This is a genomic window from Pseudomonas sp. ACM7 (assembly GCF_004136015.1).
In the GTDB taxonomy this organism is placed as follows: Bacteria; Pseudomonadota; Gammaproteobacteria; order Pseudomonadales; family Pseudomonadaceae; genus Aquipseudomonas; species Aquipseudomonas frigoris.
In genome coordinates, this window is the sequence record NZ_CP024866.1 from 5,971,443 (window position 1) to 5,983,539 (window position 12,097).

At 57.3% G+C, this 12,097-nt stretch carries 12 protein-coding genes; 11 read left to right on the top strand and 1 reads right to left on the bottom strand.

Going from position 1 to position 12,097, the window contains the following annotated elements; translation table 11 throughout:
* Positions 1-78 precede the first annotated feature (78 nt).
* The 8 genes from pnuC to CUN63_RS28360 all read left to right on the top strand — a co-directional run bounded on the left by pnuC (position 79) and on the right by CUN63_RS28360 (position 6,863).
* Positions 79-642 (top strand): nicotinamide riboside transporter PnuC, encoded by a 564-nt coding sequence (gene pnuC / locus CUN63_RS28325; RefSeq protein ID WP_129444351.1) that lies wholly within the window; start codon positions 79-81, stop codon positions 640-642.
* Positions 639-1,163: an AAA family ATPase gene (locus tag CUN63_RS28330; protein ID WP_129444353.1), complete on the top strand. Its 525-nt coding sequence runs from the start codon at positions 639-641 to the stop codon at positions 1,161-1,163. The genes pnuC and CUN63_RS28330 overlap by 4 nt, the downstream gene beginning before the upstream one ends.
* Positions 1,164-1,493: 330 nt before the next feature.
* On the top strand, positions 1,494-1,931 hold the full coding sequence (locus tag CUN63_RS28335; RefSeq protein WP_129444355.1) for a hypothetical protein: 438 nt from the start codon (positions 1,494-1,496) through the stop codon (positions 1,929-1,931).
* A gap of 1 nt (position 1,932) precedes the next feature.
* A complete protein-coding gene (locus tag CUN63_RS28340; protein ID WP_129444357.1) occupies positions 1,933-2,505 on the top strand; it encodes an adhesin in 573 nt (190 codons plus the stop codon).
* Positions 2,506-2,556: 51 nt separating this feature from the next.
* Complete coding sequence (locus CUN63_RS28345; protein WP_129444359.1) at positions 2,557-4,017, top strand: heme utilization protein; 1,461 nt, start codon at positions 2,557-2,559, stop codon at positions 4,015-4,017.
* Between the two features lie 63 nt (positions 4,018-4,080).
* Entirely contained in the window at positions 4,081-4,761 is a 681-nt protein-coding gene (locus CUN63_RS28350; RefSeq protein ID WP_129444361.1) for a C39 family peptidase, read from the top strand.
* A 34-nt stretch (positions 4,762-4,795) separates the two neighbouring features.
* Positions 4,796-5,536 (top strand): hypothetical protein, encoded by a 741-nt coding sequence (locus CUN63_RS28355; RefSeq protein ID WP_129444363.1) that lies wholly within the window; start codon positions 4,796-4,798, stop codon positions 5,534-5,536.
* Positions 5,537-5,582: 46 nt separating this feature from the next.
* Positions 5,583-6,863 carry a hypothetical protein gene (locus CUN63_RS28360; RefSeq protein ID WP_129444365.1) on the top strand — a complete coding sequence of 427 codons (1,281 nt, stop codon included), beginning with the start codon at positions 5,583-5,585 and terminating at the stop codon, positions 6,861-6,863.
* A gap of 153 nt (positions 6,864-7,016) precedes the next feature.
* On the opposite strand, the gene CUN63_RS28365 is transcribed toward CUN63_RS28360, so the two are convergent.
* Complete coding sequence (locus tag CUN63_RS28365; protein ID WP_129444367.1) at positions 7,017-8,342, bottom strand: sigma-54 dependent transcriptional regulator; 1,326 nt, start codon at positions 8,340-8,342, stop codon at positions 7,017-7,019.
* Between the two features lie 342 nt (positions 8,343-8,684).
* Here CUN63_RS28365 and CUN63_RS28370 point away from each other — a divergent pair, with 342 nt between their 5' ends.
* From CUN63_RS28370 to nhaB, 3 genes are all read left to right on the top strand, one after another.
* The gene (locus tag CUN63_RS28370; protein WP_008149930.1) at positions 8,685-8,954 is read left to right on the top strand and encodes a hypothetical protein; all 270 of its coding nucleotides are present in this window, start codon (positions 8,685-8,687) and stop codon (positions 8,952-8,954) included.
* Positions 8,955-9,192: 238 nt separating this feature from the next.
* On the top strand, positions 9,193-10,482 hold the full coding sequence (locus tag CUN63_RS28375) for a hypothetical protein (protein ID WP_129444369.1): 1,290 nt from the start codon (positions 9,193-9,195) through the stop codon (positions 10,480-10,482).
* A gap of 78 nt (positions 10,483-10,560) precedes the next feature.
* Positions 10,561-12,063: a sodium/proton antiporter NhaB gene (nhaB, locus tag CUN63_RS28380; protein WP_129444371.1), complete on the top strand. Its 1,503-nt coding sequence runs from the start codon at positions 10,561-10,563 to the stop codon at positions 12,061-12,063.
* Positions 12,064-12,097: the final 34 nt, after the last annotated feature.

Below are 12,097 nucleotides of genomic sequence, written 5' to 3' on the forward strand. Positions count from 1 at the left end.
GGCGGCGCACACCGGTTCTACTTGGCTGCGCCTGCCGTTACAATCCGCCCCCTCTTCGACTTCCCCCAAGGAACCTCCATGTCCGGGCTTGAACTGTTTGCCGCTGCCCTCGGTGTCATTGCCGTCTGGTTGACGGTCAAACAGAACCCCTGGTGCTGGCCGATCGGTCTGGTCATGGTGCTGCTTTATAGCTGGATCTTTTTTGAGGTGAAGCTCTACTCGGACATGCTTTTGCAGGTGATCTACGCCGCATTGCAGCTCTATGGCTGGTGGCAGTGGACGCATGCGGGGGACGCGCGCCATGGTCGGCAGGTCAGCCTACTCGACAGTAAATCGGTCGCTATCAGTCTGGTCATTGGAGCGATCGGCAGTCTGTTGCTGGGCGCTGCAATGGCGAACTGGACCGATGCCGCACAACCCTGGCTCGATGCGGCACTGACTGGCTTCAGCCTGGTGGCGCAGTTATGGATGGCGCAAAAACGCGTTCAATGCTGGCCGCTGTGGTTCACCCTGGATGTGATCTTCGTCGGGCTGTTTATCTACAAAGACCTGTACCTGACCGCCGGGCTCTACGCGCTGTTCGCCCTGGTTGCCGTGCAAGGCTGGCGGGAATGGCGGGCCGATCCGGCGTTGCGCACATGAAAGTTCTGGTACTCACAGGCCCCGAATCCAGCGGCAAGAGTTGGCTGGCAGCCGAGTTACAACAGCATTTCGGCGGGGTACTGGTAGATGAATATGTACGCTGGTTCATCGAACAAAACCCACGAGACACCTGCCTGGCCGACATTGCGGAAATCGCCCGAGGACAGCTGAAATGGGAGGACGAGGCACGCGCCCGGCAGCCGCATTTGCTGATTCTCGACACTCACTTGTTGAGTAACATCCTCTGGAGCCAGACCTTGTTTGGCGCTTGCCCGACGTGGATAGAGCAAGCATTGTTGGCACGGCACTACGACCTGCATCTGCTGCTGAGCCCCGAAACCGTGGCCTGGCATGACGACGGGCAGCGTTGCCAACCGCAACTGGCAGCACGCCAGGCGTTTTTCCAGGACAGCCGCCAATGGCTTGACCTGCACCGCCAGCCTTGCCAGGTGCTGCAAGGTGATTGGAAACAGCGCAAGGACGCGGCATTCGAGGCTGTGACGCGCTTGCTCAAGGCCTGACAGGGGTACCCAGCCCTGCCGCAAATGTCCATTCCTGAAACACCCCCCCCTGCGCAAACCTGCGAGCTGAAGCGGCCCGAGCACTCCAGCAAGAAAACGTTAAGCCACTGATACAACCTGCCTTCAGCGCCCCTAGCGAGCAATACCGCCGGCATGGACGGCGTTTTTGCGTGGCTCTGTCTCAGTGGCGTTACAAAACTTATTGACCACCTCGACAATTAAAGCCAACCAACTGTTTTTAAAAGAAAAGCGAAAACCGGCACACCTTCTGCTCTCTTCCTCACAACGCTGATAAGGGCCAGCGTTCCACTTACAGAAGGAATTGCCGCCGTGGGGAAACTTGTAAACAACATCTATAGCCTCCTGCTGATCGGATGCGCACTGGGCTCAAGTGTCTGCCTGCCTGTACAAGCTGACAACGGCATCATCATTATCAAACGTGATGTCCAACCACGCATGGCAACGCGTGCTCCGTTGATGCCCGACCCTAGCCCCACGACCGCCAATGCCAATCCGTCCAAACAGATCATCAGTCAAACGAACGAGTTGAGCGACGGCGACTTTGCCGGTGTCGCCAGTGGTGCAGGCATCTCCCGCCTGATCACTCAAAACACCAACAACCTGGGCGGCAATATCAGCAACCAGACCCAGCTTTCCAACCTCCCCGCTGGACGTTCGGGAAATGCCGGCAACGGTATTGCCAACATGGTCAATTCAAGCGTCCAGCAAGGCCTGGGTGCTCTGAAAGTCATAACGGGAGACCGTTAAGATGAATCGTACGCTGCTGATTATCGCCATGTTTTGCAGTGCATCGACCTTTGCCCAATCTCCCGTCATCAACAACGCCGAAATCGACGGCTCGGGCACGCAGTACCAGGGCAACCTCGCGGTCAACCAGGCTGCCGGCGATCTACAGCAACAGGCTAACGCCCGGGCCATCGCCGTGGGCCATGGGGCCAGCGCGACCACACAGATTCGCCAACGGCTGCGTACGGTGGTCGACCCCAGGATCGATGCTCGATCCAGCATTCAAGGCGACTCCTTCAGCCACGGCAACGGCGTACTGGGCGTCAACCAGAGCGCGGGCGCCAGCAACCAGCAAGCCAATGCCCTGCGGATAAGCATCAGTACACAGCCGCAAAGCATCGACGACAGCGTCCTCAGGCAACAGAACGTGACGCTGATCACTAACTCCGATCCAACTGACTCTGCACCAGGCTATCGCCAGGTCGCTACCAGCGATCAGGCCTTCACCGGTAGCCGTGGGGTGATCCAGTTGAATCAGAGCGCCGGGGTGGGAAACCGAACGGCCAATACCCTGAGCGTACGGGTCACGGATTGACCCAAACAGGTAAGAACAACACTTAACCTAAAATAAGTACGGAGAATCACCATGAAACCTTCGATGGCAATAAAACCTCTGGTTTTTGCAATCGCTGCGGTCTTGGCTGTTGCTGCTCAAGCTGGACAGAACGATCGACGTAATCACCATAACAACGGTCACCACACCCCTCCTCCAACATGGATCCATACCGACGCGACCGCCAATGCGAACGATAGGCAGACCAGTACCGGCAACCGCATCCACAACGAAGGGACTCAGAACTCAGCCGAGATGAGCAGCTCTGGCGGAGGCGCGAGCGGCAACGTCGGCGTCAACGTGGCAGCAGGCGCCGGCAACCAACAAGACAACGCGGCCGCCATCGCAAACGCTGGCTCCACCTCCAGTCTCGATAACAGCTTCGTGTTCGGCACTTCCGAAGCCACCGCTCGAGTCTCGCAATTCAGCAACAATAACAAGGTCAACAACTACGGCGTCACAAACTCTGCCGTGATGAGCGGTTCGGGCGATGGCAGTAGCGGCAACATGGGTATCAACATTGCTGGCGGCGACCTCAACCAGCAGAAAAACACCATGGCAATTGCCAACTCCAATGCCCCGCTGGGTAACGCAACAGCCAGCGCCTCTGCCAATCAAAGCGGTCCTGGCCTGACAGTGAATAACACCGCTGATCGGACCTACCGCGTGGATACGATTACCGTTACCAACACGGCCAGCGGTAGTTTCTCTAAAGATAAGTCGTTCGAGGTTAGCGGCAGTGAAAGCGCTTCTTCGAGCTGGGCCGCGGCCGGTGCCAAGAGCTCTAATTCCAGCGGTTCCCTTAGCGTTGATATAAGCGGTTCGAAGAGCAGCAATGCGAGCGGTTCCAACAGCAGTTCTGCGAGCGGTTCTAACAGCAGTTCTGCGAGCGGTTCCAACAGCAGTAGTGCAAGCGGTTCTTCGAGTGCATCCTTGGATGCTTCCTTGAGCGCTACGTTGGACGCTGCTACTGCGGCTTCCCATTCCACTACCGTCAATAATGGCAATGGCGATCGCACCCGCAGCAGCAGTTCCGACGCATCGCTTACCGCATCGCTTGACGCAACGCTTAACGTAGCGGTAAACAAATCGTTCGACACATCGCGCGATTCCTCCTTCGACAGATCTCGCGACTCCTCGTACGACAGATCGAGCGATTCCTCGTACGACAGATCGAGCGATTCCTCGTTCGCAAAATCGTTCGATAAGTCGTTCGAGAAATCGAACGCCTCCTCGTTCGAAAAATCGGGCAGTAAATCGTCCGAATCCGAGTTCGCAAAAGCGGGAAGCTTCAGTGAGAGCAGTTCATTTGATTTGAGCAACACCTATTCCTATCAAGTGCTGACTCCAACTGGCTGGGCCAACCCTGTGACCAACACTGCAACCCTGAGCGGTTCGGTGAATGGCGGCAGTGGCAACCTGGGCGTCAACGTGGCTGCCGGTGTGGGTAACCAACAAAGCAACTCGCTGTCCATTGCCAACCAGTCGTTCTAATTGCTGTCTCTGGAGGCCCCCTTATGGGGGCCTTTTTTCAACACAACCAGAAGGCGTCCCACTATGCGCATTATCGCCTTGGTATTTTTGCTTTGCGTGGCCAGTGTGATCGAGGCTGCACAACTGCCGCTTTCCGTCCTGCCGGGCGGCGCGGTGGTGTTCAAGCCGATCCAAAGCGTGCGTGAGCGCAAGTTTGCCGACCTGGTGCAACAGAAAACCGACTTCAGTTGCGGCGCAGCTGCGCTGGCTACCGTCTTGCGCCAGGCCTATTGGCTGGACGTGAACGAAGAACAAATCATCGAAGGCATGCTGTCACACTCCGATCAGGATCTTGTCCGCGTCCAGGGCTTTTCCATGCTCGACATGAAGCGCTACGTGGAAAGTATCGGCATGCGGGCCCGTGGCTACCGGGTAGCGCCGGAAACGTTGAGCGAGATCAGAATTCCGGTCGTGGTACTCATGGATATCCGTGGCTACAAACATTTTGTGGTCATGCAAAGAGTCCATCAGGGCTGGGTATATATCGGAGATCCGGTACTCGGTCATAAACGTTACAAAGTCGAAGACTTTGTAAAAGGCTGGAACGGCATCATCTTTGCCGTCATCGGCCAGGGCTACGACAAAGCCAATGCGTTGCTCGCCCCCCCACTGCCACTGACCGCCAAAAACCGCATCAACACCTTCAGCCCGGTGCAAGACGCAGAGTTGATGGATTTCGGATTCATCCAAAGCGACTTCTTCTAATAACAAGGGAGCACGACGCTCCGGGAGCATTCCAATGAAGACTCCAATCTGGCTGGCCGTGGTTTGCCTGGCCGCCAGCCTGCCGACCCAGGCACAGACGTTCAAACCCATTGAACTGAATGATCAGGAATTGGCGACCCTGCGAGGCCGCTATGTCATGCCGGGACGGATCGTCAGTTTTGGCATTGTCATGACCAGTACTTGGCAAAATGCCAACGGTGAAGTGATCGGGGCAACTTCCTCGATGCAAATTCAACAATCGACCATCAAGCCACAGTTCTATGTATTGATGATCGACGAAAAAGGTAACGGTTCAGCGAGTTCGCAAGGCACCGGCACTGTCATTGGCGGCAGCGGCCTCAACAGCACCGAAGGCGTCACTCAGGTCGTGCGCGCTGCCGGCGACCATAACACTGCCTACAACAACGTTGATATAAACGTCACAAAAGCTAACCAAGCACCAGCAACGCAACAGCAGGGCCAGGCACTGGCCGCAGGCTCGACGTTGGTCGGCGCCAATGGCGCGGGCTCGCTGAGCATTTCCTCGACCGGTACGGGTGTGCAACTCAACATCGTGGCCAACAACAACCAGGGGAGTACCGAACAACGCCTGGCACAGGGTGGGCTGATGCAGAACACGACTTTGCTCGGCGGTGGTAACCAGGTCCGCAACTTCACGTCCCTCAATGTCGTGCTGAGTGACAACGTGGCGACAGGCGGGTCGCTGAATGGCAACCTGGACCAGCTCAAAGGTCTTCGCACTCAAGGATTCTGATCTACGCTCAGTCTCATCAGATGAAGTCAGAAGGGACGGCTAACCTATGCACCGATCGTTAACGTTCAGAGCTATCGTTTGTTTGAGTAGCCTGGCCCCGGCGGCACTGCTACACGCAGCACCGGACCCCCAGGTCGAAATACTAAAACAAGAACTAATGGAGTTGAAACAGCGTTACGAAGCACAACAGAACGCGCTGATGGTACTCGAGCAACGCGTTCGCCAAGTCGAAGAAACACCTGCGGCACCGGCTCCCAAACGCCTGACCAAATCCCCTGCCGAAACGACCAAGGGTGCCCAGACGGTGGCCGCCGGTGCGCCGGGAACCACAGGCAGTTCATACGGCCAATCGCTCAAGGATGATTCGGAGCCTGCGCAAAGCGTTTCCAACCTGTATGACGAAGCCAGCGGCTTCTTCGGTGGCGGCAAGTTCAGCCTCGAAACCGGCATCACCTACACGCACTACGATACCCGTGCGCTGACGCTCAATGGCTTTCTGGCACTGGACTCGATTTTTCTCGGCAACATTGATATCGACCGTATCAAGGCGGATAACTGGACACTGGACCTGACCGGCCGCTACAACGTGGCACAACGTTGGCAGTTCGACATTAACGTTCCCGTAGTTTATCGCGAATCAACGTATTCCTCCGGTGGCGCAGGTGGCGCAGGCCCGGTGACGTCGGACGCAACCGTTACCCGCGACCCGACCATCGGTGATGTGAACTTTGGCGTTGCTTACAAGTTTCTGGATGAGTCGGCCAGCCTGCCCGACGCGGTCGCTACACTGCGCGTCAAGGCGCCGACCGGCAAGGATCCATACGGCATCAAGCTGGTCAAGGACCCGGGCAACGATAACCTCTCGGTACCCGAAGACTTGCCTACCGGCAATGGCGTCTGGTCCATCACCCCGGGTATCTCGCTGGTCAAGACCTTCGACCCGGCCGTGCTGTTCGGCAGCCTGGCCTACACCTACAACATGCAAGACTCTTTCAGCGACATCAGCCCTCAGGTCAACTCCAAGGTACGCGGGGACGTGAAACTGGGCGATTCCTGGCAGGTCGGCGCAGGCATTGCATTCGCCTTGAACGAGAAGATGAGTATGTCGTTCTCGTTCACCGATCAGTTCGCCCGCAAGAGCAAGATCAAGCCGGACGGTGGCGATTGGCAATCGATTACCAACAGCGATTACAACTCGGCCAACTTCAACATCGGCATGACCCTGGCAGCAACCAATAACCTGACCATCGTTCCCAACCTGTCCATCGGACTGACCGACGACTCGCCAGACTTTTCCTTCAGCCTGAAATTCCCGTACTACTTCTAATCCACAACAACAAAGCCCCGCTGCGACTTCAATCCCAGCGGGGCTTTTTTTGTTGTAGATCAAAAGATCGCAGCCTCCGGCAGCTACAGGATGAACCCATTCCAATGTAGGAGCTGCCGGAGGCTGCGATCTTTTGATTTTTAGATCTTGCGTCTAACGTATCTGATGCTTGTGCAACAAACGGTAGAAGGTAGGCCTGGATATCCCCAGCACCTTGGCGGCGATGCTCAAATTATCGCTGTGGCGGTTAAGTACATCACACAAGGCCTGGCGCTCTGCCCGGTGCTTGTAGTTCTCCAGCGTGCCCATCGGCGCGGCAATGGCCTGCTGGCTGATCAGCCCCAGGTCTCGCGCTTCGATCTGCCGGCCTTCGGCCAGTACCAACCCGCGACGTACCCGATTGGCCAGCTCGCGCACATTGCCCGGCCAGTCATGCTTGCCCATGGCAATCAAGGCATCTTCACTGAAGCTGCGCGGACGGCGGCCGGTTTCATGGCTGTAGAAATGGGAAAAGTGGTTCGCCAGCATCGACAGATCGCCATTGCGCTCACGCAGGGGTGCGGTCGCGACCTGCAACACGTTCAGGCGATAGTACAGATCTTCGCGAAAGCGTTTCTTCTCGATCGCGGCCTCAAGATCGACATGGGTCGCGGCCAACACCCGCACATCCACGGGAATCGGCTGACTGCCGCCCACCCGCTCGATGTGCTTTTCCTGGAGGAAACGCAACAGGTTCGCCTGCAGCTCCAGGGGCAGATCACCGATTTCGTCGAGAAACAGCGTGCCGCCATTAGCCGCTTCGATCCGCCCGACCTTGCGTTGATGGGCGCCAGTAAAGGCCCCCTTCTCGTGGCCAAACAGTTCGGACTGGATCAAGTGTTCGGGAATTGCGCCGCAATTGATCGCAACAAAGGGTTTGCTGTGACGCTGGGATTGTCGATGGAGCGTGCGGGCGACCAGTTCTTTACCGGTACCGCTTTCACCACGGATCAATACCGGAGACTCGGTGGGCGCCAGCTTGCTCAGCAACTTGCGCAGTTCGCGAATGGGTTTGCTGTCGCCAAGCAGCTCGTGTTCAGGCTGATCAATGTGAACCGTGCCCTGCCCACGCAGGCGTGCCATCCCGAATGCCCGGCCCAGCGTCACCTGAACCCGGGACACATCGAATGGCAAGGTATGGAAATCGAAGAACCATTCGCAGACAAAGTCCCCGACATTCTGCAATCGCAGGACTTCCTGGTTGAGTACGGCGATCCACTCGGTACCGCTACGGCTGATCAGCTCTTTGACGGCTTCCGGGCGTTCGAGGTGAAAAGGCTGCAAACGCAACAGGCCGACATCGCAGGTTTTGTCGGCAACGTTTTCCAGGGTGCAGCTGTCAACGTCCCAACCCACAGAGCGCAAAACCGGCAGCAGACGATGACAGTCGTCGCAAGGGTCCACTACTAACAGACGTCGTAAGGCAGGCGCTTCGATCATGACTGTTCCTTGGCGCCAAATTTATGAAATATTATTAAAAACAGTCGTTTGGCGGACCTGGCTGTAACGTTAGCAATAATTTGACGTGACCTTGTACCGTTTGACTATAGAGCAGTTGCGTTATTAGTTATAAGAAGCGACTTAGTTAGTTACCTAACGAGTCCTGCCTTTCATTCAGCTTTCAAACCCTGTCCAAACCTTGAGCCAATGAAAGAAAGTTGATATTTCTTTTAATTGTATGTGACCCACCCCCCGGTTGCGGGCATCAGTACAAGTAACCAGCCGAACGGTAAGCCCAACCGACGGCACATCACTTGATTGGGCATACAGAGAGAAAAACCCATGAACGCCCCGCTCCGCATCAACGAAGCTCTTTTGATTGCCGACCGCGCATTCCAACCGTTCCAATGCGTGGCCTGGGCCCCACAAGACGGCAATGGCGAACTCAGCCTGACCGTTATCGATCGCACCAACACCCGCAGCATCGGCCGCAAGCAGATCCCAAGCAGTGCCTATACCGATCCTGCGCAACTTGAATGCCTGCTTGAAGCGGCACGTGCGGAATTGAGCGAGGAGGGTTACAAACTCCAATCGTGGTCGATGCCACACTAAGCGTTTTGCGGGTTACTAAACGGTAACCCGCACCCTCCCCGATTATTCTTCGAACTTGCACGCACCCAACTACTTGGCAGGCTTGTCAGTGGGTCGAAAAGACACTGTTCTGGCACACAGCGACCCTCCGCCTGTTAGTTATGACAGTTGTGCATCCAGGCGTTCAGGGATTGAATGTTTCCTTATACAGTCGCCACCCAAACTCCCGGTTCAGGACGACTCGCAAGGAGCTGCGTGCATGTCAATCCAGACCGCATTTGCATTACCGGCAACCCTGAACAACGCCGGCAAACTTGATACAACCTTTGCCTCGTCTGGCAAAACCCAGGTGTATTTCGCTGGCAGCCTCTCAAGCATGGCCAATGGGGTCGCGATTGACTCTCGTGGCAGGTTGCTGGTGGCGGCGAAGGTCGGAACGCCAGGCGGTAGCCGCTTCGGCGTGGCACGCTTGCTTGAGGACGGCTCGGCGGATCTGGCGTTCGGCAATCAAGGCAGCGTCATCGGGCAATTTGAACACGGCTTCGAGGCCATGGCCGGCAAAGTCAACGTACTGCCCGACGGGCACATTCTGGTAGCCGGCCTGCACTACGAAAATGCTCACCGGACACTGCCCGCCCTCGCCCTGTTTGATCAGCATGGCCGCCCGGTTCAATGTTTTGGCGACAATGGCCGCTGCGTCGTGCGTCTGCCGGGCGGCCTTTCCCAAGGCGTGCGTGACACCTGGCTCCCCCCTGGCGTATCGGGCGCAGAAGGTTGTGATATCTGCGTGCAGGAGGATGGTCGAATCCTGCTGCAGGCCAATCATCACTTCGAACTGTCCGATCATGTCGGCATGCTGATACGCCTCAACACCGACGGCTCGCTGGACGATACCTTCAACGGTCGTGGCTTCGTGATTGTCAGGCACTTGTTGATGAACACCTGGCTCAGCAGCCTGATGGTGCAACGAGACGGCCGGATCCTGGTGGGCGGGTCGATCAACTTCCCTGAAGAAGGTCTGTTGGCCCGCTATCAAACCGACGGCAGGCTCGACGATTGTTTCGCCGTGGATGGTTTCATGACCTTCAAGGCACGTGGGTATAGCGCTCAGGTCAGCCGGATCGTCCAACAGGAAAATGGCGATGTGCAGTGCTTTGGCAGCAGCCGCGACCCGATGCATTGCCTGGCACTGAAAGTACACAGCAACGGCCGCCCGGACATTCATTGCAATGGAGGCCAGGCCCAACTGCTGGAAATCGGTCACAGCGGCTGCCAGTGGACCGACGCAAAGGCACTGCCGGACGGCTGCGTGGTGACGGTCGGAGCCACGATCGGCGGCGTCGAGGCGGATTTCATTCTGGCGCGACATCTACCCGACGGGCAACTCGATCGCAGCTTCGGCAATGGCGCCGGCTGGGTTCGCACCCGCCTGAGCCGCAGCCTGGATACCGCGACTTCAGTGGTCATGCAGGCCGATGGAAACATCGTCGTCGGAGGCTATTCACTGGACGGCAACTATCGATCGATCGTCGCACGCTATCTTGGGTAGGCCTGCACAGTTTTCCTACACTTGATCTTCCGTTCCGCTTACGGCAAGTTGCGCGCTTCTTAATACAAGGAGTAGCCGATGCCCGGTTCAATGGCTCAGGCGTTCGCGCACAATTTTCTCGGGCATTCACCCCGCTGGTACAAGGCAAGCATTGTCGGTTTCCTGATTCTCAACGCATTGGCGCTGTGGACCGTAGGCCCGGTGGTGGCCGGCTGGCTGCTGGTGCTGGAGTTCATCTTCACCCTGGCCATGGCGCTCAAGTGTTATCCGTTAATGCCCGGCGGCCTGTTGTTGATCGAAGCACTGTTGCTGAAGATGACCACGCCCCAGGCACTCTACGACGAGCTGGTGCACAACTTTCCGGTGATCCTGCTGCTGATGTTCATGGTGGCCGGCATCTACTTCATGAAAGACCTGCTGCTGTTTCTGTTCTCACGGCTGCTGCTCGGGATTCGCTCCAAGGCGCTGCTGGCGTTGATGTTCTGCTTCCTGTCGGCGTTTCTGTCGGCGTTTCTTGATGCCTTGACCGTGACCGCCGTGATCATCAGTGCAGCCGTAGGCTTTTACTCGGTGTATCACCGCGTCGCCTCCGGCAATGATCCGCGTCAGGACAGCGCGTTTGGCGATGACCAGCACCTGCCCACACTCCATCACGCCGACCTCGAACAATTCCGCGCCTTTCTGCGCAGCCTGCTGATGCACGGTGCCGTGGGTACCGCACTGGGCGGTGTTTGCACATTGGTCGGTGAGCCGCAGAACCTGCTGATCGGCCACGAGATGGGCTGGCACTTCTCTGAGTTCTTTCTGAAAGTCGCCCCGGTTTCATTGCCGGTCCTGGTGGCCGGCCTGGTGACCTGCGTCCTGCTGGAGAAACTTCGCTGGTTCGGTTACGGCACGCTGTTGCCGGACAACGTGCGTGCGGTTCTGGCCAATTACGCCGCCGAAGACAATGCCGAACGCACCTCGCGCCAACGTGCAGCGCTCATCGTGCAGGGATTGGCAGCGCTGATTCTGATTGCGGGGTTGGCGTTCCATGTTGCTGAGGTCGGCCTGATCGGTTTGATGGTGATCGTGCTGATCACCGCATTCACTGGCATCACCGACGAGCACCGTATCGGCAACGCGTTCAAGGACGCCATGCCGTTCACAGCGCTGCTGGTGGTGTTTTTCGCGGTGGTGGCGGTGATTCACGATCAGCAACTGTTCACGCCTTTGATCCAGTGGGTGCTGGCGCTGCCAGCGGATCAACAGCCGGGCATGCTGTTTATTGCCAACGGCTTGCTGTCGGCCATCAGCGATAACGTGTTCGTCGCGACCATTTACATCACCGAAGTCAAACAGGCCTTCATCTCCGGCCACATGAGCCGTGAGCATTTCGAGACGCTGGCGATTGCGATCAACACCGGCACCAACCTGCCGAGCGTGGCGACGCCCAATGGTCAGGCTGCGTTTCTGTTCCTGCTGACCTCGGCGATTGCACCGCTGATTCGACTGTCGTACGGACGGATGGTGTGGATGGCGTTGCCGTACACCGTGGTGATGGGTGTTCTTGGCTGGTATGCAGTGAGTTTCTGGCTGTAAACACCGGCCAAACCTGTGGGAGCGGCGGTGCGGC

What these genes read in the sequence shown, in the direction of transcription:
- CUN63_RS28330 (WP_129444353.1), top strand. Translation starts at nt 639, where the DNA reads ATGAAAGTTCTGGTACTCACAGGCCCCGAATCCAGCGGCAAGAGTTGG.
- CUN63_RS28360 (WP_129444365.1), top strand. Translation starts at nt 5,583, where the DNA reads ATGCACCGATCGTTAACGTTCAGAGCTATCGTTTGTTTGAGTAGCCTG.
- CUN63_RS28365 (WP_129444367.1), bottom strand. Translation starts at nt 8,342, where the DNA reads ATGATCGAAGCGCCTGCCTTACGACGTCTGTTAGTAGTGGACCCTTGC.
- nhaB (WP_129444371.1), top strand. Translation starts at nt 10,561, where the DNA reads ATGCCCGGTTCAATGGCTCAGGCGTTCGCGCACAATTTTCTCGGGCAT.
- CUN63_RS28370 (WP_008149930.1), top strand. Translation starts at nt 8,685, where the DNA reads ATGAACGCCCCGCTCCGCATCAACGAAGCTCTTTTGATTGCCGACCGC.
- CUN63_RS28375 (WP_129444369.1), top strand. Translation starts at nt 9,193, where the DNA reads ATGTCAATCCAGACCGCATTTGCATTACCGGCAACCCTGAACAACGCC.
- CUN63_RS28350 (WP_129444361.1), top strand. Translation starts at nt 4,081, where the DNA reads ATGCGCATTATCGCCTTGGTATTTTTGCTTTGCGTGGCCAGTGTGATC.
- pnuC (WP_129444351.1), top strand. Translation starts at nt 79, where the DNA reads ATGTCCGGGCTTGAACTGTTTGCCGCTGCCCTCGGTGTCATTGCCGTC.
- CUN63_RS28355 (WP_129444363.1), top strand. Translation starts at nt 4,796, where the DNA reads ATGAAGACTCCAATCTGGCTGGCCGTGGTTTGCCTGGCCGCCAGCCTG.
- CUN63_RS28345 (WP_129444359.1), top strand. Translation starts at nt 2,557, where the DNA reads ATGAAACCTTCGATGGCAATAAAACCTCTGGTTTTTGCAATCGCTGCG.
- CUN63_RS28340 (WP_129444357.1), top strand. Translation starts at nt 1,933, where the DNA reads ATGAATCGTACGCTGCTGATTATCGCCATGTTTTGCAGTGCATCGACC.